This window comes from Acidovorax sp. LjRoot118, assembly GCF_964253575.1.
GTDB lineage: Bacteria > Pseudomonadota > Gammaproteobacteria > Burkholderiales > Burkholderiaceae_C > Acidovorax.
The window spans coordinates 225,545-246,692 of record NZ_CAXURB020000001.1 but is presented as its reverse complement, the minus strand read 5'-3'; the positions used below and the strand labels follow the sequence as shown (position 1 = coordinate 246,692).

The window sequence follows — 21,148 nt, the reverse complement described above, 5'->3', positions numbered from 1 at the left end:
ACGCCAGGGCTGCGTGGCCTTCCTGTCCGTGTTGCGGGCAGTGCGCACCTGCCGCTTGTCTTGCCGCCAGGTGCCGCCGTCCGCCAGAGAGTCCTGCCATGTCCCGTTCCCTTCCGGCCGGTGTTGCCGCACCCGCCCTGTTGTTCCCCCTATCGCCGCTGCATGCGGCCCTCTTCCTCGTCCTGGTGCCCCTGTGCGCGGCCGCCCAGCAGGCCGCCCCCACACTGCAGGCCGTCGAGGTGATCGATGCCGCGCCGCAGCCCAATGGCAGGCTGCAGCTCGACACCCCCGTGGCCACCGGCAGCCGCCTGGGCCTGACGGTGCGCGAGACGCCGGCCTCCGTCACGCTGGTGGACCGCGCCACCATCGACGCGCGCGGCGCGCAGGACACGCAGGAGATCCTGCGCGCCGTGCCCGGCGTCAGCGCGCACAACGCGCCCGGCTCCATGGCCGCGAGCTACCGCGGCTTCACCGCCAACTCGGTGGCGCAGCTGTACAACGGCATCAACCCGCAGTACGGCAGCGCCACGCGAGCGGTGGACAGCTGGATCTACGACCGCGTCGAAGCCATCGGCGGGGCGTCGAGCTTTCTCTACGGCTCGGGCGGCGTGGGCGGCTCGATCAACTACCTGACCAAGACGGCCGAGCGCGGCAACTTCGCCGAAGGCCAGCTGCGGCTGGGCTCGTACGGACTCAAGGAAGTGTCTGTGGGCCTGAACCGCCGCATCGCGGGCAGCAGCGAAGGCGCCGGGCCCGCGCACTTCGCGCGCATCGACCTGAACCACCGCGACGCGGGCAGTTGGACCACGGGCACGAAAACCCAGGCCACGCAGCTGGCGACATCGCTGCTGTCCGACCTGGGCGGGGGCTTCACGCACACCCTGGCCTATGAGTACCAGAAGGACCATGTGGACCGGCCCTACTGGGGCACGCCCGTGCTGAATCCCGCGCTGGGCGCGCTGCGCGTTGATCCGGCCACGCGCTTTGCCAACTACAACAGCGCGGACGGCCTGTACGAGCACCGCGTGCAGTGGCTGCGCTCGGTGGCGCAGTGGCGCGTGTCCGATGCGCTGCAGTTGCGCAACACCTTCTATGCGTACGACGCGCTGCGCGACTACCGCAACGTAGAGATCTACACCTTCAACGCCACGAACACGGCCGTGGCGCGCACCTCGCCCTACCTGCAGCGCCATGACCAGACGCTGCTGGGCAACCGCATCGAAGGCACCTACCAGGACCAGTTGGCGGGCCGGAAGAGCGACTGGGCCTTTGGCCTGGACGTGAGCGTGAACAAGCAGACGCGCTTTCCGCAAGGCCCCGCCGTCACCGTGAGCACTGTGGACCCGACCCGCTTTGCGACCGAGAACTTCTTCGACATCCCGGGCCTGTCGCCGGTCTGGAGCGCTGACAAGGACAACAAGGCCACCACCACCGCCCTGTATTTGGAGAACCGCACGGCGCTGGTGCCCGGGCTGAACCTGGTGACTGCGCTGCGCCATGAACGCATAGCCCTGGACCTGGTGAATCGCCGCGCGGTGACGGCCGCCGCGCCCGCCACCTTCAGCCGCGACTACCACCCCACCACCGGGCGCCTGGGCGTGGTGTGGGACATCGCCCCCGGCGCCAAACTTTACGCCCAGGCATCGAACGCAGCCGACCCGCCATCGGGCTCGCTGGCATCGGCCTCGTTCGCCGACGTGCGCAACAACAGCGAGCTGACCACAGGCCGCCAGATCGAGGTGGGCAGCAAGTTCGACTTCTGGGACGGCAAGGGCAGCGCCACCGTATCGGCGTTCGAGATACGGCGCCAGAACATCGCCTCGCAGGACCCGGCCAACCCTAACCTCACGGTACTGGTAGGCGAGCAGTCGTCGCGCGGCATCGAGCTGTCGGCCGGCCTGCGCCCCAGCGCCCAGTGGCAGCTGCAGGGCAACCTGGCGTTGACCCGCGCGCGCTACGAGAACTTTGTGCAGGGCGGCGTGTCGATGGCGGGCAAAGTGCCGGCCCTGGTGCCGCAGGCCGTGGCCAACCTCTGGGTGTCGTATGCCATCACCCCCACGGTCACGGCCAGCGCAGGTCTGCGCCATGTGGGCAAGGTATACGGCAACGCGGCCAACACCAAGTTCTGGCCCTCGTACACGCTGCTCGACTTTGGCCTGGGCTGGAAGCTCGGCCCGGCCACCACGCTCACGGCACGCATCCGCAACGCCACCGACCGCACCTATGCGGCCGAGGTGCGCGACCAGGTCTACCTGGGCGCCCCACGCACGGTTGACGTGGCTCTGCACACCGCATTCTGACGAGGGGCCGCAGCATGCCGCACGCCAAGCGCTGGCTCTACCTTGTGCACCGCTGGGCAGGCGTGGTGCTGTGCGCCTTATTCGCCATGTGGTTCGTCTCAGGCGTGGTGATGATGTACGTGGGCTACCCCAAGCTCACGGCCACCGAGCGGCTGGAGCACCTGGCACCGCTGCGCACGGCCGCCATCGCACTGGAGCCCGCGCAGGCCCTTCGCGCAGCAGGTATCGACGGCAAGCCCCTGTCGGACCTGCGACTGGCCGTGGCCAGCGGCGGGCGGGCGGTCTACCTGGTGCTGCCGCAGGGCGCACCCAGGCGCGGTCCCGCCACCGTGGTCGATGCCAGCACCGGCCAGGTGCTGCGCGGGGTGGACGCGGCCTGGGCCACAGCATCGGCCCAGGCCTTTGCCGGTGCGCCCGGCAGCGCCCCGCGCTACCTGGGCAGCCTGGACGAGGACGCCTTCACCCACTCGCGCGCCCTCGATGCGCACCGACCCCTGCACCGCCTGGCACTGGGTGACGCGGCGGACACCGAGGTCTACGTCTCGGGCACCACGGGCGAGGTGGTGCGCGACGCCACGCGCACGGAACGCGGCTGGAACTACGTGGGCGCCTGGATCCACTGGCTCTACCCGTTCCGCGGCAATGCCTTCGATGCCTGGTGGGCCGACATCGTGAACTGGCTGTCCATCGCCGGCATCGTGCTGACTGTCACCGGCACGGTGGTGGGCATCATGCGCTGGCGCTTCACAAGGCGCTACAAGAGCGGCTCGCGCTCACCCTACCGGGGCTTCATGATGCGCTGGCACCATGTCTCGGGGCTGCTGTTCGCAGCGGTCACGCTGACCTGGATCTTCAGCGGCCTGATGTCCATGAACCCTTGGAAGGTTTTCGACAGCGGCGCCCCGGCCTTGCGCACGCAGGCCATGCACGGCGGCCCGCTGCTGCTGCCCGCGCAGCCCGCCAGTGTGCAGGCCCTGCTGGCTGCCGCCTCGCCCAACACCCGGGAGCTGCGCTGGGTGCGCACGGCCGGCCACACGCTGGTGCAGGCAGGCAGCCCCACGGGCGCGCCGGCCCTGCTCGATGCCGCCACCGCCCAGCCCCACGCCATGGACCCAGAAGCGCTGCAAGCCGCCGCGGCACGGCTGCTGCCCGACCCGGTGGCGCGCACCGAGCTGCTGCACGACTACGACCTGCACTACTACAGCCGCGCCGCGCACACCATGACGGGCGGCGGCGACAAGCCCCTGCCAGTGCTGCGCGTGGTGTTTGCCGATACCCACGCCACCTGGGTGCACATCGACCCGCACACCGGCGCCGTGCTGGACAAGAGCGACACCCACCGCCGCGCCAGCCGCTGGCTGTTCGCGCTGCTGCACAGCTGGGACTGGGGGCCGCTGCTGGCGCGACGCCCGCTGTGGGATGGGGTGCTGATCGTGCTGAGCCTGGGCGGGGCGGTGCTGAGCCTCACGGGCGTGGTGGTGGGGTGGCGACGGCTGGTGCGGCCGTGGCGGGGCACAAGGCAGGCCGCCAGGAAGGGTGCAAAATAGTACCGAAACCTTTTGTTTCACAAAGCTACACTGTGCAACACCCGGGTGCTACGCAGCAGCCTTGCCGTTCGTACCCGGGCCCCGCCGTCTTCAACACCAAAAACCACCTGGCAGAGGTCCCCCATGCAATCGATCCGTACCGCGCTCACCGGCGCCCTTCTCGTCCTGGCTGCAGGCACGTCCGCCCTGGCCGCCACCGACTACAACAAGCCCCCTGCAGGCGACGCCCAGTACCGGCAATGCCTGGGCTACGCCGCCAAGCTGTACGAGGGCGGCGACGAAAAGAGCCCCATCAAGGGCCAGACCAAGGCCCAGGCCTGGTGCACCTGCATGTGGAACGAGACGCCTGACGACTTCAAGGGCAACCTCGTGACCTTTGGCGAGACCCGCAAGGGCAAGGAGACGAACAAGCTCTGCGAGAAGCACTCCGACTGGAGCGAGTGAGCAAGCAAGCGCCCCCGCCTGCTTCCCCCCACCCAGCCAGCCGCCTTCGGGCGGCTTTTTCGTGGGCGGGGTCAGGCGGGCTCGTCTTCCTCGCGCTCGCGCCCTGGCAGCACCAGGTTCAGCACCACCGCCACCAGCGCGCCCACGGTGATGCCCGAGCCGAAGACCTCGCGCACGAAGGCCGGCATGCGCACCAGCAGGTCGGGGCGCACCGTCACAGCCAGGCCGCAGCCCAGCGAGACGGCGATGATGAGGCTGTTGCGGCGCGAGGGCGCGCTGCTGGCGAGCATGCGGATGCCGGCCGAGACGATCATCGCGAACATCATCAGGCCCGCACCGCCAAGCACGGGCTGCGGAATCGTCACCACCAGCGCGCCCAGCACCGGGAACAGCCCGGCCAGCAGCAGCATGACGCCCGTGAGCATCACCACGTGGCGGCTGGCCACGCCGGTCAGCGAGACCACGCCCACGTTCTGCGCGAAGGTGGACAGCGGCGGGCTGGACATCACCGCCGCAAAAGCCGAGCCCACGCCGTCGCACAGGATGCCGCTGGCCAGGCGTTTGTTGGGGATGGGCGTCTGCGTGGCCGCGCCCAGCGCCATGAAGGTGCCCGTGGTCTCGACGATGGTGACCAGGAAGGCGATGGACATGGCAAAGATGCCCGCAACCGGGAAGGCCATGCCGAAGTGCAGCGGCTGCGGGATTGCGAAGACAGGGGCCTCGCGCACCTGCGTGAAGTCGATCAGGCCCAGCGCCAGGCACAGCACGTAGCCGCAGGCGATGCCCAGCACCACCGCGCTGGCCGAGACGATGCCCTTGCCCCACTGCACGAAACCGATCACCAGTGCGAGCACGAAGCCCGCAATGGCCAGGTTGCCGATGGCGCCGTAGTCACCGCTGCCCACGCCGCCCGCCGCCCAGTCCACGGCCACGGGCGTGAGCGACAGGCCGATCATGGTCACGACCACGCTGGTCACGGTGTGCGGGAAGAAGCGGCGGATCGCGGGCATGAAGAAGCTGCCGACGATCATCACCAGCGAGCCCACGAGCGAGGACCCCAGGATGCCGGCCACGCCATGCTCCAGCCCGACGCTGATGCCCGCGCCGACAAAGGCAAAGCTGGTGCCCATGACGCAGGGCAGGCGTACGCCCACGGGGCCCACGCCCTTGCACTGGATGATGGTGACGACGCCCGAACCCAGCAGCGCGGCATTCACCAGGGCCACGACCTGATCGGCCGGCAGCTTGAGCGCGCCGCCCACCACCAGCGGCACGGCGATGATGCCGCCCAGTGCTGCCAGCAGGTGCTGCAGCGACAGTAGCACCGCCGTGGCCAGCATCGGTGGACGGTCTTCCACCTTGTAAAGCAGTTGTTCCATTGTCTTGTCTCCTTGTCCGTTGGCCTTTGCAAAGGCACTTGTCGTCATGTGAAGGAATGCGATGGCGGGTAGGAATGGCGGGTCGGCGCTTCTTGCGTGCGGTGATGGACGGCCAGCGCCCAGGCCAGGCCAGCCCCCGAAGAGGCAGCCTGGTGAGGCAGCCTGGTGGTGGATGAAGGGGATCAGTGGCCGGCCGAGGCCCGCTCGAACAGCGTCTTTGCCAGTGCGTTGTGCCGCCCCAGCACCACGGGCAGGTCGGCCGTGAGCAGGCGGCCGCCTTCGATCACCACGCGGCCGTTGATGACGCTGGTGTCGGCATTGGCTGGCGTGCAGAACACCAGCGCCGCCACCGGGTCGTGGCCCGCACCCGCAAAGCCCACGGCGGACATGTCGAAGGCCACGAAGTCGGCCGACATGCCGGGCGCCAGCGCGCCGATGTCGTCGCGGTTGAGCACGCGCGCGCCGCCCAGGGTGGCGATCTCCAGCGCCTCGCGCGCGCCCATGGCGGCGGGGCCGTGGCCCACGCGCTGCAGCAGCAGGGCCTGGCGCGCCTCACCGAGCATGTGGGCGCCGTCGTTCGACGCGCTGCCGTCCACCCCCAGGCCCACGGGCACACCCGCATCGCGCATGCTGCGCACGGGCGCAATGCCCGAGGCCAAGCGCATGTTGGAGCAGGGGCAGTGGGCCACGCCTGTGCCGGTGCGCGCGAACAGGGCAATGCCCTCGGGGTCGAGCTTCACACAGTGCGCATGCCACACGTCGCGGCCCACCCAGCCCAGGCTCTCGGCGTACTGGGCGGGGGTGAGGCCGAACTTCTCGCGCGAGAAGGCCACGTCGTTGTCGTTCTCGGCCAGGTGGGTGTGCAACGACACGCCGTGCGCGCGCGCCAGCAAGGCCGATTCGCGCATCAGCCCGCGCGTCACCGAAAACGGCGAGCACGGCGCCAGCACCACGCGCAGCATGGCGTGGCGCGAGGCGTCGTGGTACTGCTGTATCAGGCGCAGGCTGTCGCGCAGGATGGCCTCTTCCTCCTCTACCACCGCGTCGGGCGGCAGGCCCCCCTTGCTCTTGCCCAGGCTCATGGAGCCGCGCGCTGCGTGAAAGCGCATGCCCATCTGCTGCGCGGCGGCGATGGCATCGTCCAGCCGCGCGCCGTTGGGGTACAGGTACAGGTGGTCGCTGGTGGTGGTGCAGCCCGACAGCATGAGCTCGGCCATGGCGGTCTGGGTGGAGACATGCACCATCTCGGGCGTGAGGTGCGACCACAGTATGTAGAGGTTGGTGAGCCACGAGAACAGCTCCGCATCCTGCGCCGCAGGCACGGCGCGCGTGAGGCTCTGGTACATGTGGTGGTGGGTGTTGACCAGGCCCGGCAGCACCACGCGCCCGCGCATGTCAAGCACCCGCGCCGTGCCCTCGTCCACCATGCGGCGGTACTGCAGCGGCAGTTCGGCCGTGGGGCCCACCCACTGCACGGCCGGGCCATCGGCTACCAGGGCGCCATCACGGATCTCGCGGCGCTGCGCGTCCATGGTGACGAGGACATCGGCGTTCAGGGCTATCAGGGTAGTCATGGGGCTTCTCGTTCTTCGCTAATCGATGACGCCAGTCTAGGAACGGCAGTGCATCTGCGATAGCGCCGAATTGCGCCTGGGGTGTGCACAAAATGTGGACACATGAACCTGCGGAGTTCAGCGCGCGGTAGCGAACAGCCGCGCCAGCGCGTCGCCAATGTTGGCCGCCATCAGCTCGGCCGCGGCGCTCAGTTGCCCCTTGGCGCGCGCCGCCAGCACCAGGGTCTGGCGCGCGAGGTGGGCGTCGCGCAGCGGCACGAAGACCAGGGCATTGCGGGCGCGCTCTTCCATCACGTCCAGCGGGTTGAGCAGGGCGATGCCCTCGCCCAGCGCCACCAGGCGCAGGATCAGTGCCATCGAGGTCGATTCGGCCACGGGCGTGACCTTGATGGCATTGCGCTCGAAGGCCTCATCGAGCAGCGTGCGGATGGTCAGCTGCGGCGCGGGCAGGATCAGCGCATGGCCGATGCAGTCGCTGAGCAGCACCGAGGCCATGCGCGCCAGCGCATGTTTGGGCGGCACCACGGCGCCGATGGGCCATTCGCTGGCCGACAGGGTGCACAGGGCGGGTTTCAACGACAGGTCGTAGCCCAGCCCCAGCTCGGCATCGCCGCGCTCCACGGCAGCCGGTATCTCTGCAATCGGCAGGTCGATGATGCGCACAGCGATGCCTGGGTAGCGCTGGCGAAAATCGTGCACCAGCGAGGGCAGCAGCGAGCCGGCCAGGCCCGCCGTGGTGGCCACCGTGATCTCGCCCCGGCGCTCGTCCTTGAACTCCGCAATGCGCTCGCGCAGCGCGGCATGCTCGCGCAGGGTGCTGCGCACATGGGCCAGCACCATCTCGCCCAGCGGTGTCAGGCGCAGGCGGTTGTGGATACGGTCGAACAGCGGCGCACCGAGCTCCGCCTCCAGGTCGAGGATCTGGCGGTTGACCGCCGTGGGCGCCACGTGCAGGTGCTCGGCCGCCTTGCGGATGGAACCGCGGCGGACCACTTCGTCGAGGTAGCGCAGGACTCGGGCGTGCATGGGGCGCAGGTTACCCGGTTTGCCGGGCGATGCTGCGTCCGGCACGGCTTCAAGCGGCTCACAAAACTCAGCGAAGCGGTTCTGGCTAGGCGTCGCGTCGCAGGCAGTACGGGTAGTACGACAAGACTCGGCAACGACGCCAGAAGAGTTTTTTGAGCCGCGCTCAGCGCTTGGCGGAGCGCAAGGTGCGGCTGAGCAATATCACCGGCACCAGCCCCACCGCCACCAGCGCCAGCGAGGGCAGCGCCGCCTCGCCCAGGCGCTCATCGCGCGCCAACTGGTAGGCCACCACGGCCAAGGTGTCGCTGTTGAAGGGGCGCAGCACCATGGTGGCGGGCAGCTCCTTCATCACGTCCACGAAGACCAGCAGCGCGGCGGCGGCGGTGGAGCGCTTGAGCAGGGGCCAGTGCACGCGCGCCAGCAGGCCGGCGCTGCCCGTGCCCAGCATGCGCGCCGAGTCGTCCAGGCTTTGCGGAATGCGCGCATAGCCGCTTTGCATGGACTGCAGCGCCACGGCGCAAAAGCGCACCAGGTAGGCCCAGACGATGCCCACGGCCGTGGCCGTGACCAAGGCACCCACGCCCCACTGTGGCACGGCCGCCTGCAGCCAGCCCACGGGCAGCAGCAGGCCGACCACGATGACGGCGCCGGGCACGGCGTAGCCCAGGCTCACCAGTTGCACCACGCCCCGGGTCACGGCATCGGCGCTGCGGCGCACGGCGAATGCCAGGGACAGGGCCACCACCACGGCCAGCGCGGCGGTGATGCCGCCCAGCCGCACGCTGTTCCAGGCCCACTCGATGAAGCGCCCCCAGGGCAGCACCGACCAGTCGGCCGCCAGCGGCCGCAGCATGAAGACCACCGGGGCCACGAAGCCCATGAGCACTGGCACAGTGCACACGGCCCAGGCCAGCACCCGGCGCCCGCCGCGCAGCGCCAGGGGCTGTGCCTCGGCCGAGCCGGCGCGGCCCAGGCCGCCCGCAAAGCGCATGCGCTTCTGTGCCCGCTGCTCCAGGTGCAGCAGCGCCATCACCACCACCAGCAGCATGGTGGCCAGCTGGGCGGCGGCGAGCCGGTTGTCCATGGACAGCCAGGCCTTGTAGATGCCGGTGGTGAAGGTCTGGATGCCGAAGTAGCTGGCCACGCCGAAGTCGGCCAGCGTCTCCATCAGCACCAGGGCCACGCCGGCGGCCACGGCCGGGCGCGCCAGCGGCAGGGCCACGGCGCGGATGCGCCGGGGCAGCGGCGCACCGAGCATGCGCGCGGCCTCCATCAGGTGGGCGGCGCGCTCGCCCAGCGCCGTGCGCGCCAGCAGGTAGACATAGGGGTACAGCGAGAAGATGAACACCCAGACCGCGCCGCCCAGGCTGCGCACCTCGGGCAGCAGCCGGCCTTCAAGCCCGAAGCTGGCGCGCAGTCCCACCTGCAGGGGGCCGCTGAACTGCAGGAAGTCGGTGTAGGCGTAGGCCGTGACGTAGGCGGGCATGGCCAGGGGCAGCAGCAGCAGCCACTCGAAGGTGCGCCGGCCCGGGAAGTCGAACAGCGTCACCGCCGCCGCCGCCGCCGTGCCTACGGTGGCCGCGCCCAGCGCCACCAGCAGGCTCAGCCACAGCGTCGTCCACACATAGCCGGGCAGCACGGTGGCAGCCATCTCGCGCAGGATGGGGCCGGCCAGCGCATCGGTCTGCCCGAACGGCAGCCACGAAGCCAGCACCGCCAGCACGGGCAGGACCATGATGCCGGCGAGCAGGACCAGGGGGCTGGTGTGGAAGAAGCGAAACGGTGTGCGGCGCAAGGCAAAAGGGCTCGGCAAAGGGGTCAGGGCATGCCGGCCCCGCGCCCGGGGCCGCAGGGAAGTTCGGAAATGCAAATGCGAATTTTAAGCATTCGAGCCCATCCACCTAAAATGGGGCCATGTTCCTAGAGGTCTCCCAACTTGAAGTGCGCTATGCAGGCCGCCCCCGCGCCGCCGTGCAGAACGTGTCCCTGGGCCTGCGCGCGGGCGATATCGGCGTGCTCATCGGCCCCTCGGGCTGCGGCAAGACGACCCTGCTGCGCGCCGTGGCCGGGCTCGAACCCGTGTCGGGCGGGCAGATCAGCCTGACGCAGAAGGTGGTCAGCAGCGCCAGCGTGAGCGTGCCGCCCGAGCAGCGGCGCATCGGCATGGTGTTCCAGGACTATGCGCTGTTTCCGCACCTGTCGGTGGGGCGCAACGTGGCCTTCGGCATCCACCACCTGCCGCGCGCCGAGCAGGCGGCGCGCGTGGCCGAGGTGCTGGCGCTGGTGGGGCTCGAAGGCAGCGAGCAGCGCTTTCCGCATGAATTATCGGGCGGGCAGCAGCAGCGCGTGGCGCTGGCGCGCGCGCTGGCGCCGCGCCCGCAGCTGATGCTGCTGGACGAGCCGTTCTCGAACCTCGACGTGGACCTGCGCGAGCGCCTGGCGCACGAGGTGCGCGGCATCCTCAAGGCGGCGGGTGCCACGGCCCTGTTCGTCACGCACGACCAGTTGGAGGCCTTTGCCATTGGCGACGTGATCGGCGTCATGCACGAAGGCCGGCTGCACCAGTGGGACGATGCCTACACCCTGTACCACCGCCCGGCCACGCGCTTCGTGGCGGACTTCATCGGCCACGGCGTGTTCGCCCCCGCCACCCTGGTGCAGCGCGGGGACAACGTGGTGGCGCAGACGCCGGTGGGCGAGCTCACCGACCTGGCCGAATGCCCCCTGCCCGCCAGCTACCCCGGCGGCGAATGCGATGTGCTGCTGCGCGCCGATGACATCGTGCACGACGACGCATCCCCGGTGCAGGCGCAGATCGTGCGCAAGTCGTTCCGCGGCTCGGAGTTCCTGTACACCCTGCGCCTGGCCAGCGGCCAGAGCGTGCTGGCGCATGTGCCCAGCCACCACGACCATGCCGTGGGCGAGTGGATCGGCATACGCGCCGAAGCAGACCATGTGGTGACCTTCCCCCGTGAGGCAGAAGCCGGCACCGCCTGAGCTGCCACAAAGGGCGTCACGGCGCCGTCATGCAAGGCGGCAAGAATCGGTGGCAATTCGCAGCATCACCGGTTCTTCCTGCATGTCTTTTCTCGCCAGTCGCCTGGCCGCTGGCGCCTTCGTCCAGGCGGCACTGCCCTTTTCCCTTGTGGACCCAGCCGGAGCCGGCGCATGAACGGCCCCGATTTCGAACGCTTTCAGGCCAACGCGCAGGACTGCGGCGTGTTGTTCTACTACGCCGGTGAGTTCACGCCTGCCGTGGTGGCCGCAGCGGCCGACTCGCTCAAGCAGCGCCTGGCCACCGAGGATGCCTCCGGCCCGGCCAAGCGCAAGCTGTTCTCCACCTTCGTGGAGATGGCGCACAACATCCTGCACTATGCGGTGCCGCCCGACGACGACGCGCAGACAACGGCAGCGGCTGATGTGCCCGCAGCGCCCGCCCCCAAGGGTGCCATCGGCGTGGGCAAGGACCTGCCTGCCGCCGGGCTGGAGGGCGATGGACCACCACAGTACTGGATCGTCTGCAGCAACGCCGTGGACATCGCCCACGTGCCCCGGCTTACCGACAAGCTCGACGCCCTGCGCGCCATGAGCCTGGAGGAGATCAAGCAAAGCTACCGGGAGCAACTGCGCAACCCCGACCACAACGCCACCGACACGCTGAGCAAGGGCGCCGGCCTGGGCCTGCTGACCATTGCGCGCGATGCCAGTGCGCCGCTGGAATACAGCTTTGCGCCCAGCCCCGATACCGAAGGCCGCACGGCGCTGTTCCACGTCAAAGCACGGATTTGAGCGCGTCCGGCACGTCCTAATCGAGAAACCGCCCCGCGTGTTCGGGCGCGGGGAGCATGCAGGTCTCCGACCGCCCCCAGATGCGATAACGGTTGCGTGCCACCAGCCGGTACAGCGCATCGCGCAGCGGTGCCGGCACCAGCCAGCCCACCCACGCCAGGCGCCAGGGCCAGCCCAGCGCGTGCAGGATGCGCAGGATGGCGGCGGTGTGCTGCCAGGTGCGGCCACCGTCTTCCTTGTCCTCCACCACCAGCAGCGTCTGCAGGCCATCGACTTGGAGGCCCGCCTCGTGCAGCAGGCGCAGGCCCTCTTGTCCCTGGATGGAGGCAAAGCGGATGCGGCCCGCGCGGTCATGGCGCAGCAGGAACTGCACCCAGCCATTGCACAGCAGGCACTTGGCGTCGAAGACGACAATCATCGCAGTGCGGTGTCGAAAACGACAATCATGTGGGCTTGGCGTCGGCAGGCACCCGCAGATGCCCCCGGTAGGCCACCACCTGACCGATCCAGGGCACGGTGGCCTGCACGTCGAAGTGCAGTTGGTCATCGCCCTGCCCCGTCTCGCGCGCCACGATGGCGGGCTGCAGCCATCGCGGGCAGGGGATGCCCAGAAAACGCATGCGCACCAGGCGCATCTCCAGCCGGCCGCCCTCGACCGCCGTGAGGCCAAAAAGCAGCCGCGCCGCACCCATGTGCTCCTCGACAAAGCCCGGCGCCTCGCGCAGGGTGGAGCGCATGGTGCGGGTGGGGAAGATGCGCGTCCAGACCTCGGCACCCGGCGTGGCATCGAGCTCGAAGCGGATGGCGCCCTGCCCCGCCTGCTGCGGCGCTCCAAGCCCCCAGGCCAGCACCCGACCCAGCAGCGACGCGGGGGCCTGCACCTGCACCTGGCCATGCAGCACCTGCGCCCCCGCCAGGCGGTGAAAACGCGCCACCGGCGACGCCAGGCGGTCGAAGTCCACCCCCATCACACGCTGGTACAGCGTGGCGGGTGCGGCAGGGGCAATGGTGTAGTTCATGGTGCTTGCATGCAGGGCACAGGTCTGCGTGCATCCAGTCTACCCGCCTGGGGCGCAGGCAAAAAATGCGGGCCGGAGCCCGCGCATTCCCCCAGGGTGGACTGCCTCAACCTTTTGGCTTGCGCTGCAGGCCTTCCAGGGCATTGAGGTCCACCTGCGACAGCATGCCGCGCAGGTCCTGCACGCCCACACGGTCGCCTTCGATGCCGACCACCAGTCCGTTCTTGAGCACGGTCTTGAACTCGGCGCGGCTGCCGTCCTTCTGGTAGCTCTGGTGCAGGGTGCGGCCGTTTTCCTGCCAGGTCTTTTCGGCGCTGCTCTGGTCTTCCTTCTCGCCCTGGCCCATGCCCATGGCGAGGGCCGCCATCTGGCCCAGACCGCCGATGTCGATGATCTCGATGCGCACGCGCTTGTCGCCGCTGCCGTAGGAGGCGCTGGCCTGGCTGGTGGGCAGGCCCAGGGCCGCGCCGTCCTGCACGTCGAAGCCCGTGCGTGGCATGCCACCCAGTTGCTCGGGCAGCGCGGCCTTGAGGGACTGGGCCGCCACGGCCTGCCCGCCACCCATCATGCTGGCGGCTGCCGCAACGGCACCGCTGTTGGCTGCGGCAATGGCGGCGGGGTCCTGGCTCTTCTGGGCCTTTTCCATCTGGCGTGCGGCCTCTTCCATCTTCTTGCTGGCGGCTTCAAGGCCCGCAGTGTCGATGGTGACCTTGCCGCCGGGGGTGTTCACCGAGATCGCAGGGGCATCGGATCCGCTGAACATGGCGCCGCCACGGGGCATGAAGAGCGAACTCACGGCACCGATGATGACGCCCACCACGATGCCTGCGACGATCACCACGGCCGTGTAGGCGATGGACTTGTCGGGGTTGCTGCGCATGAGCACCGGCAGACCCAGGTAGACCAGGTAGATGGAGTACAGCGCCGCGACGAAGCCCAGCATGGCCAGGGCCGGCAGCAGGCTGAAGATGCCGCCCAGCAAGGCTGCCGTGCTGCCGTAGACCGCGACCTTGAGCGCCTGGATGGAATTCTTCTGCCCGCCGAAGGTGGGCGCCAGCGCATCGATGATGAGACCCAGCACGAACACGCCCACCAGGCTCAGCACGTACGAGACCACCATGTTGATCAGGCCCGAGAAGATGGGCACCCGCATGGTGAAGCCAAAGCCGCCGAAGCCGATCAGCGACATGCCGATGAAACCACAGACCGCCGGAATGATCGCCAAGATCATCAGGTACTGGGTGTAGAGCCCCGCCACATCGGCCGGCTCGGACTCGATGGTGACCCAGGTCTCCTTGGGTTTGAGAAGAATGCTCTTGACGCGTTCGATCAGGTTCATGGCGGTGCCCTCCCGGCAGTGTGAATGGAGCCCTGCGCCCCCGACATGGGATGCAGGCCTGTTGTCAACTGGTGCGGACGATAAGGCAATTGGGAGCACTTGCACGCAGGTGCAAAAGCCCGTGGCGCCGCAAATGTGGAATATGCACGGTTTCGGGCGGGCAGGCTACTCCGGCTGTCGTGCAGCAGGCAACGTGAACGGGAAAGGTTGATGCCGGGATGCCCCCCCCGGCGGGTATGCGCTCAGCCCTGCACGGGCGGCGCGGCAACCGGCTCGCGCGGTGTCTCGGAGGGTGACTGGGAAGGCGGTGGCTCTGGCGTCTGGGCCGGGGTCAGGCTGGGCGCTGGCGCAGGGGTCTGCTGCGGCGTACTGCTGGTCGTGGGCACAGGGGGCTGGTACGGGGACGATGCTGGCATGGCCGGCCGTAGCCCGGGCACAATGGCGGGCGTGTTGACGCCCTGTGCCACGGCGGCCATGGAACTGAAGACCAGAACCATCCACACGCTGAGCTGTTGAATGAATCGCATAGCTGCTGCCTCCATCAAGGATAGAGGCCAGTATCGCGCATGCCGCCTGGGCGCCAAGTCGGACAACTGCCCAATCGGCTGCCTAGCTTCGCCGCAACCGATCCACTACCCCCTGCAAATCCTGCGTAAACACCCGCCGATCCCGCCCCGCAGGCAGCTCCGGCTCGCCATAGTGCACCACGGCCTCGATGGCCGGGGCGCTCAGGGTGCGCCAGATGGAGCCGACCAGGGTTTCGTCGCCGATGTAGCTGGGGGCGAAGCTCAGGTCGCCGGTGGTGCGGTCGACGAAGCGCAGGCCCACGGGTTGCACGGGGGCGTTGGCGGCGATCGCGGCCTGGATGAGATTGGCGTGGAAGGGCAGGATGTCGCGCCCATCGCCGGTGGTGCCTTCAGGGAAGACGGCGAGCACCTCGCCGCGCTCGAGCGACTCCTGCATGGTGCGCACCATGCGCAGGGCGTCGCGGCGGGAGGCGCGCTCGATGTACAGGGTGCCGGCAGCAGTGGCCAGGCCGCCGATGACAGGCCAGGCCTTGACGTCGGACTTGGAAACGAAGCGGCAGTGGCGGGCCGCGTGCATCACGGGGATGTCGAGCCAGGAGATGTGGTTGGCCACCAGCATGACCGGGCCGGCCACGGGGGGCTGGCCCTGCAAGCGCAGCGAGATGCCGATCTTGGCCAGCAGCTCCATGGACCAGGCCTGCACACGGGCGTGCTGCTGGTCGGGCGAGAGCGCGGGAAAGCGCAGCGCCACGATGGCCAGGCCCTTGGCGATGTGGCCCAGCATGCGCAGAAGGCGCCACAGGGCGCGCAGGGCCTTCATCGCGCGGTTGTGAACAGCATGGTACCGACCGGACCGCTCAGCCGCCGCGGTCGAAGGCGACCTGCCCGCCGACCAGGGTGGTGCGCACACGACCCGGCAGCTCGTAGCCAAGGAAGGGGGTGTGCTTGCCCTGGCTGCGCAGTGCGTCGCCATGCACCGTCCACGCGGCGGCGGGGTCGAAGATGCACAGGTCGCCCACGCCGCCTTCGACGATCTGGCCCACGCTGGCCTGCAGCGTACCCAGGGCACTGCCCAGCACGCGGGCCGGGTCGGCCGTGACGGCCGAGAGGGCGCGGCGCAGGGGAATGCCGCTGTCTTGCGACCACTTGAAGGCCAGGCTCAGCAGCAGCTCCAGGCCGGTGGCGCCAGGCTCGGCCTCGGCGAATGGCAGGGTCTTGGCGTCTTCGTCCACGGGGGTGTGGTCGGACACCAGCACGTCGATGGTGCCGTCGGCCAGCGCGGCGCTGAGCGCGTCGCGGTCGCGCTGCTGGCGCAGCGGGGGCGACAGGCGGGCGCGGCTGTCGAAGAAGCCGATGTCCACGTCGGTGAGGTGCAGCGAGTTGATGCTGACGTCGGCCGTGACCTTCAGGCCATCGGCCTTGGCGCGGCGGATCAGCTCCACGCCGGCGGCACTGCTGATGCGGCACAGGTGCACGTGCGCACCGGTGCTGCGCTGCAGCTCGAAGATAGTGTGCAGGGCAATGGTCTCGGCCGCCACGGGCACGCCCGACAGGCCCAGGCGCGTGGCCAGCGGGCCGCTGGCGGCCACGCCCTTGCCCAGGTGCAGCTCTTGCGGGCGCAGCCACACGGTGTAGCCGAAGGTGGCGGCGTACTGCAGCGCGCGCTGCGTGACCTGGGTGCTGGCCAGCGGCACCTCGGCCTGGCTGAAGCCGACGCAGCCGGACTCGGTGAGTTCGGCCATTTCGGTCAGCACCTCGCCGGCCAGGTTGCGGGTGAGCGCGCCCAGGGGGAACAGGCGGCTTTGGTGCAGTTTTTCGGCGCGGAACTTGAGCATCTCCACCAGGCCGGGCTCGTCGAGCACAGGGTCGGTGTCGGGCGGGCAGACCAGGCTGGTCACGCCACCGGCCACGGCGGCGGCCATCTCGGATTCGAGCATGCCTTCGTGCTCATAGCCAGGCTCTCGCAGGCGCGCGGCCAGGTCCACCAGGCCGGGCAGCACGTAGCAGCCGGCGGCATCGATCACGCGGTTGGGCGCAAAGTCAGGCGGCACGCGGTTGATGCCAACGATGCGGCCTGCCGCCAGGGCGATGCTGCAGGTCTGGTCAAAACCGGATGCGGGGTCGATCACCCGACCGTTCTGGATCAGTATCTTCATGCTTCATTTCCTGCAACGATGGACATGACGGCCATGCGCACTGCAATGCCGAAGGTCACCTGCGGCAGGATCACGCTCTGCTGGCCGTCGACCACGGCAGAGTCGATCTCCACGCCGCGGTTGATGGGGCCGGGGTGCATGACGATGGCGTCGGGCTTGGCCAGCTGCAGCTTTTCCTGCGTGAGGCCGAAGCTCTTGAAATACTCCTGGCTCGATGGCAGCAGCGCGCCGCTCATGCGCTCGTTCTGCAGGCGCAGGGTGATGACCACGTCGGCGTCCTTGATGCCTTCTTCGAGGGTGTGGCACACGCGCACCCCCATCTGCGACATGTCGGACGGCACCAGGGTGCGCGGGCCCACCACGCGCACCTCGGCGCAGCCCAGGGTGGTCAGGCCGTGGATGTCGGAGCGCGCCACGCGCGAGTGCAGCACATCGCCCACGATGGCCACCGTGAGGTTGCTGAAGTCCTTCTTGTAATGGCGGATGGTGTACATGTCCAGCAGCCCTTGCGTGGGGTGGGCATGCCGGCCGTCGCCTGCGTTGATCACGTGCACGTGGGGGGCCACGTGCTGGGCGATGAGGTAGGGTGCACCCGATTCGCTGTGCCGCACCACGAACAGATCGGCCGCCATGGCCGAGAGGTTGGCGATGGTGTCGAGCAGCGATTCGCCCTTGCTGGCGGAGCTGCGCGCGATGTCGAGGTTGATCACGTCGGCCGACAGGCGCTTGGCCGCGATCTCGAAGGTGGTGCGTGTGCGCGTGCTGTTCTCGAAGAACAGGTTGAACACGCTCTTGCCGCGCAAGAGGGGCACCTTCTTGACCTCGCGGTCGTTGACGCTCACGAAGTTGGCGGCGGTGTCGAGGATGTGCGTGACGATGTCGCGCGGCAGGCCTTCAATGGACAGCAGGTGGACGAGTTCGCCGTGGCCGTTGAGTTGGGGGTTGCGCTTGTGCAGCACGGTCAGGCCTCTTGGACGGGATGGACTTGGAATTGGAAGACACCCTGCTCGTCGCGCGCCAAGGCCAGCGATTGGGTGGCCGGCAGCGCCACGCGGGCGGCGGCAAACTCGGCATGCACCGGCAGCTCGCGCCCGCCGCGGTCGACCAGCACGGCCAGGCGCACACTGGCGGGGCGGCCGTAGTCGAACAGCTCGTTGAGCACGGCGCGGATGGTGCGGCCGGTGTACAGCACGTCGTCGAGCACGATGATGTCGGCGCCGTTGACGTCGAAGGGCAGTGTGGTCTGCGCGCCGGCCGACAGGCCGCGCTGGGCAAAATCGTCGCGATGCATCACCGACGAGAGCACGCCGGGGGCGCCTTCGAGGCCCAGGTCTTTCTGCAGGCGCTCGGCCAGCCAGGCGCCGCCCGAGGCGATGCCCGCCAGGCGCGTGCTGCCGGGGCTCATCATGCTGCGCACGCCGCGCAGCAGCTCGCGGTACAAGGCCTCGGCGTCGAGCACCAAGCTGCCGCCGGATGCGGCAGGTGCGCCCGATGAGGGGGTCGTCGTCGTCATGGAAGATTCCTCAAAAACTGTTCCAGGATGATGCAGGCAGAGGCGGCATCGGCATCCTTGGCGCCGCCGGCAAGGGCTTCGGTGGTGCTATAGCGCTCGTCCACCTCGAACACCTGCAAGCCAAAGCGGCCGCGCAGCTGGCGCCCGAACTTGAGGGCACGCTCGGTGTTATCGTGGCTGGCGCCGTCGGGGTGGAAGGGCACGCCGATCACCAGGGCGTCGGGCTGCCACTCCTTGATGCGCTGGGCCACCTGCACAAAGCGGGCGTCGCCCTCGGCCTTGATGGTCTCTTGCGGGCTGGCGCTGCGCAGCAGGCGGTTGCCAGTGGCCACGCCCGTGCGCTTGAGGCCAAAATCGAAAGCTAGAAAGGTCTGGAAATGCGCAGGCACGGCCGGCTGGGCGGGCAAGCCGGTCATGCGTGCCCCGCCTCGGGCGAGAGCATCCAGGCCTGCAGGCCCAGCAGGGCCAGTGCACGGTCGTAACGCTCGGCCACGGGGGTATCGAAAATCACCGACAGGTCGGCCGCCACGGTGAGCCAGGCGTTTTCGCCCAATTCGGACTCGAGCTGCCCTTCTCCCCAGGACGAATAGCCCAGGGTGATGAGCACCCGGCGCGGGCCTGCGCCCGTGGACAGGGCTTCGAGCACGTCCTTGGAGGTGGTCATCTCCAGGCCGCCGGGAATGGTCATGGTGGAGGCGTAGGCCGATTCGTCGGTCTCTGCCCGGTCCATGAGCATGGGTTCGTGCAGCACGAAGCCGCGCTCGGTCTGCACCGGGCCGCCGGAGAAGACGGGCGCCGTGCGCAGGTCTTCCCGGCGCAGGGACAGGTCGACCTTGTCGAACAGGCCCTTGAGGGTGATGTCGGTGGGCTTGTTGATGATGAGCCCCAGCGCGCCACGCTCGCTGTGCTCGCACAGGTAGACCACACTGCGCGCGAAAGACTCATCCTCCAGACCGGGCATCGCGATCAGGAAGTGATGCGTCAGGTTGATGGGCGCAGAATCGATAGACATATGTGCCAATTTTAACGGTGAACATGGAGCCCTCTTATTCCACCGGACTCGTCTGGTTCCGCCGCGACCTGCGAGCGACCGATCACGCCGCCCTCTACCACGCCCTGACCGCATGCCAGAAGGTGCACTGCGCCTTCGTTTTCGACACGGAAATCCTCGACCCCCTGCCCAGAAAGGACCGGCGCGTGGAGTTCATCCGCGAGTCGCTGGTGGAGCTGGACGAACACCTGCGCACCCTGTCGGGCCACTCCAGCGGGGGACTGATCGTGCTGCACGCGGTGGCCAGCGATGCCCTGCCCGCCCTGGCCGAGGAACTGAAGGTGGATGCCGTCTACACCAACCACGATGACGAGCCCCAGGCCCTGGCACGCGACAGCCGGGTGCGCACCCGGCTGGCGGCGGCCGGGCGGGCGTTTCACACCTACAAGGACCACACGCTGTTCGAGCGCAGCGAGGTGCTCACCCAGACCGGCAAGCCCTACAGCGTGTTCACGCCCTACAAGAACGCCTGGCTCCGCAAGATCGACGCCTTCTACCTGAAGAGCTACCCCGTGGAACGCCATGCGGGCCGCCTGGCACCCCGGCCCGAGGCACACCGCAGGGCGGTACCCGGTTTGCAGGCCCTGGGATTCGAGCCGGCAGGGCTGTCGCAACTGGCCCTGCCTGCGGGGGCCAGCGGCGCGCAGCGCCTGTTCGAGGATTTTCGCCAGCGCGTCGCGCGCTATGAGGACACACGCAACTTTCCGGCCGTCAAGGGGCCCAGCTACCTGAGCGTGCACCTGCGCTTTGGCACCATCTCCCCGCGCCTGCTGGCCCGCACGGCCCATGCGCTGATGGTGCAGGGCAACCAGGGCGCCGCGACGTGGCTCAGCGAGCTGATCTGGCGCGACTTCTACCACCAGATCCTGGCGCACCACCCGCAGGTGGTGGAGCACAGCTTCAAGCCGGCCTATGACGCTATTCGCTGGGAGAGCGGCCCGGAGGCCAAAGAACTTTTTGCCGCATGGTGCGAGGGCCGCACCGGCTACCCGCTGGTGGATGCGGCCATGGCCCAGATCAACCAGACGGGCTACATGCACAACCGCCTGCGCATGGTGGTGGCCAGCTTTCTGGTGAAGGACCTGGGCATCGACTGGCGCTGGGGCGAGGGCTACTTTGCCACCCACCTCAACGACTTCGACCTGGCGGCCAACAACGGCGGCTGGCAGTGGGCCAGTTCCAGCGGCTGCGATGCACAGCCCTATTTCCGCATCTTCAACCCGGTGAGCCAGAGCGAGAAGTTCGACGCCAAGGGCCAGTTCATCCGCAAGTACCTGCCGCAGCTGGCCGGCCTGCCCGATGCGGCCCTGCACGCGCCGTGGGCAGCCAAGCCGCTGGAGCTGCAGGCAGCCGGGGTGGTGCTGGGCAGCACCTACCCGCACCCCATCGTGGACCACGACGAGGCGCGCAAGCGCACGCTGCAACGGTATGCCGTGGTGAAGGCTGCGGCGGACTGAGAATCATCGCCAACCTTAAAGAGTGGG

20 protein-coding genes are annotated in these 21,148 nt (G+C 68.9%); 6 read left to right on the top strand and 14 right to left on the bottom strand.

What is annotated here, in order from left to right:
• Positions 1–98 precede the first annotated feature (98 nt).
• The 3 genes from ACSQ9E_RS01135 (at position 99) to ACSQ9E_RS01125 (ending at position 4,291) form a co-directional block, all read left to right on the top strand.
• A complete protein-coding gene (locus ACSQ9E_RS01135) occupies positions 99–2,300 on the top strand; it encodes a TonB-dependent receptor (RefSeq protein ID WP_436216625.1) in 2,202 nt (733 codons plus the stop codon).
• 14 nt (positions 2,301–2,314) lie between these two features.
• A complete protein-coding gene (locus ACSQ9E_RS01130; protein ID WP_436216624.1) occupies positions 2,315–3,847 on the top strand; it encodes a PepSY domain-containing protein in 1,533 nt (510 codons plus the stop codon).
• 123 nt (positions 3,848–3,970) lie between these two features.
• The gene (locus ACSQ9E_RS01125) at positions 3,971–4,291 is read left to right on the top strand and encodes a hypothetical protein (RefSeq protein ID WP_057201766.1); all 321 of its coding nucleotides are present in this window, start codon (positions 3,971–3,973) and stop codon (positions 4,289–4,291) included.
• A 71-nt stretch (positions 4,292–4,362) separates the two neighbouring features.
• On the opposite strand, the gene ACSQ9E_RS01120 is transcribed toward ACSQ9E_RS01125, so the two are convergent.
• From ACSQ9E_RS01120 to ACSQ9E_RS01105, 4 genes are all read right to left on the bottom strand, one after another.
• The gene (locus tag ACSQ9E_RS01120; protein WP_436216623.1) at positions 4,363–5,670 is read right to left on the bottom strand and encodes a nucleobase:cation symporter-2 family protein; all 1,308 of its coding nucleotides are present in this window, start codon (positions 5,668–5,670) and stop codon (positions 4,363–4,365) included.
• Positions 5,671–5,852: 182 nt separating this feature from the next.
• Positions 5,853–7,244 (bottom strand): 8-oxoguanine deaminase, encoded by a 1,392-nt coding sequence (locus tag ACSQ9E_RS01115; protein WP_436216622.1) that lies wholly within the window; start codon positions 7,242–7,244, stop codon positions 5,853–5,855.
• A gap of 117 nt (positions 7,245–7,361) precedes the next feature.
• Complete coding sequence (locus ACSQ9E_RS01110) at positions 7,362–8,270, bottom strand: LysR family transcriptional regulator (protein WP_436216621.1); 909 nt, start codon at positions 8,268–8,270, stop codon at positions 7,362–7,364.
• A gap of 163 nt (positions 8,271–8,433) precedes the next feature.
• Positions 8,434–10,005: an ABC transporter permease gene (locus ACSQ9E_RS01105; protein WP_436220170.1), complete on the bottom strand. Its 1,572-nt coding sequence runs from the start codon at positions 10,003–10,005 to the stop codon at positions 8,434–8,436.
• Positions 10,006–10,184: 179 nt separating this feature from the next.
• Between ACSQ9E_RS01105 and ACSQ9E_RS01100 the strand changes: the two genes are divergently transcribed.
• Positions 10,185–11,267, top strand: a complete 1,083-nt coding sequence (locus tag ACSQ9E_RS01100; protein WP_436179665.1) for an ABC transporter ATP-binding protein — start codon at positions 10,185–10,187, stop codon at positions 11,265–11,267.
• A 171-nt stretch (positions 11,268–11,438) separates the two neighbouring features.
• Positions 11,439–12,059, top strand: a complete 621-nt coding sequence (locus ACSQ9E_RS01095) for a DUF6272 family protein (RefSeq protein WP_436216620.1) — start codon at positions 11,439–11,441, stop codon at positions 12,057–12,059.
• A gap of 16 nt (positions 12,060–12,075) precedes the next feature.
• Here ACSQ9E_RS01095 and ACSQ9E_RS01090 read toward each other — a convergent pair whose 3' ends face one another.
• From ACSQ9E_RS01090 to ACSQ9E_RS01045, 10 genes are all read right to left on the bottom strand, one after another.
• Complete coding sequence (locus ACSQ9E_RS01090) at positions 12,076–12,477, bottom strand: thiol-disulfide oxidoreductase DCC family protein (protein ID WP_057201760.1); 402 nt, start codon at positions 12,475–12,477, stop codon at positions 12,076–12,078.
• A gap of 25 nt (positions 12,478–12,502) precedes the next feature.
• A complete protein-coding gene (locus ACSQ9E_RS01085) occupies positions 12,503–13,078 on the bottom strand; it encodes a DUF4166 domain-containing protein (RefSeq protein WP_436216619.1) in 576 nt (191 codons plus the stop codon).
• Between the two features lie 106 nt (positions 13,079–13,184).
• Positions 13,185–14,417 carry a Yip1 family protein gene (locus ACSQ9E_RS01080; protein WP_436216618.1) on the bottom strand — a complete coding sequence of 411 codons (1,233 nt, stop codon included), beginning with the start codon at positions 14,415–14,417 and terminating at the stop codon, positions 13,185–13,187.
• 242 nt (positions 14,418–14,659) lie between these two features.
• On the bottom strand, positions 14,660–14,944 hold the full coding sequence (locus ACSQ9E_RS01075; RefSeq protein ID WP_157422129.1) for a hypothetical protein: 285 nt from the start codon (positions 14,942–14,944) through the stop codon (positions 14,660–14,662).
• Positions 14,945–15,026: 82 nt separating this feature from the next.
• A complete protein-coding gene (locus tag ACSQ9E_RS01070; protein ID WP_057269010.1) occupies positions 15,027–15,764 on the bottom strand; it encodes a lysophospholipid acyltransferase family protein in 738 nt (245 codons plus the stop codon).
• A gap of 37 nt (positions 15,765–15,801) precedes the next feature.
• On the bottom strand, positions 15,802–17,100 hold the full coding sequence (locus ACSQ9E_RS01065) for a dihydroorotase (RefSeq protein WP_436216617.1): 1,299 nt from the start codon (positions 17,098–17,100) through the stop codon (positions 15,802–15,804).
• A complete protein-coding gene (locus ACSQ9E_RS01060; RefSeq protein WP_057201754.1) occupies positions 17,097–18,059 on the bottom strand; it encodes an aspartate carbamoyltransferase catalytic subunit in 963 nt (320 codons plus the stop codon). The genes ACSQ9E_RS01065 and ACSQ9E_RS01060 overlap by 4 nt, the downstream gene beginning before the upstream one ends.
• A gap of 2 nt (positions 18,060–18,061) precedes the next feature.
• On the bottom strand, positions 18,062–18,613 hold the full coding sequence (pyrR, locus tag ACSQ9E_RS01055; RefSeq protein WP_057201753.1) for a bifunctional pyr operon transcriptional regulator/uracil phosphoribosyltransferase PyrR: 552 nt from the start codon (positions 18,611–18,613) through the stop codon (positions 18,062–18,064).
• A complete protein-coding gene (gene ruvX, locus ACSQ9E_RS01050; protein ID WP_057269012.1) occupies positions 18,610–19,029 on the bottom strand; it encodes a Holliday junction resolvase RuvX in 420 nt (139 codons plus the stop codon). The genes pyrR and ruvX overlap by 4 nt, the downstream gene beginning before the upstream one ends.
• On the bottom strand, positions 19,026–19,625 hold the full coding sequence (locus tag ACSQ9E_RS01045) for a YqgE/AlgH family protein (protein WP_057201751.1): 600 nt from the start codon (positions 19,623–19,625) through the stop codon (positions 19,026–19,028). Before ACSQ9E_RS01045 ends, ruvX begins: the two co-directional genes overlap by 4 nt.
• Before the next feature lie 23 nt (positions 19,626–19,648).
• On the opposite strand from ACSQ9E_RS01045, the gene ACSQ9E_RS01040 reads away from it, so the two are divergent.
• Entirely contained in the window at positions 19,649–21,121 is a 1,473-nt protein-coding gene (locus ACSQ9E_RS01040; RefSeq protein ID WP_057269013.1) for a cryptochrome/photolyase family protein, read from the top strand.
• The last annotated feature ends 27 nt before the right edge of the window (positions 21,122–21,148 follow it).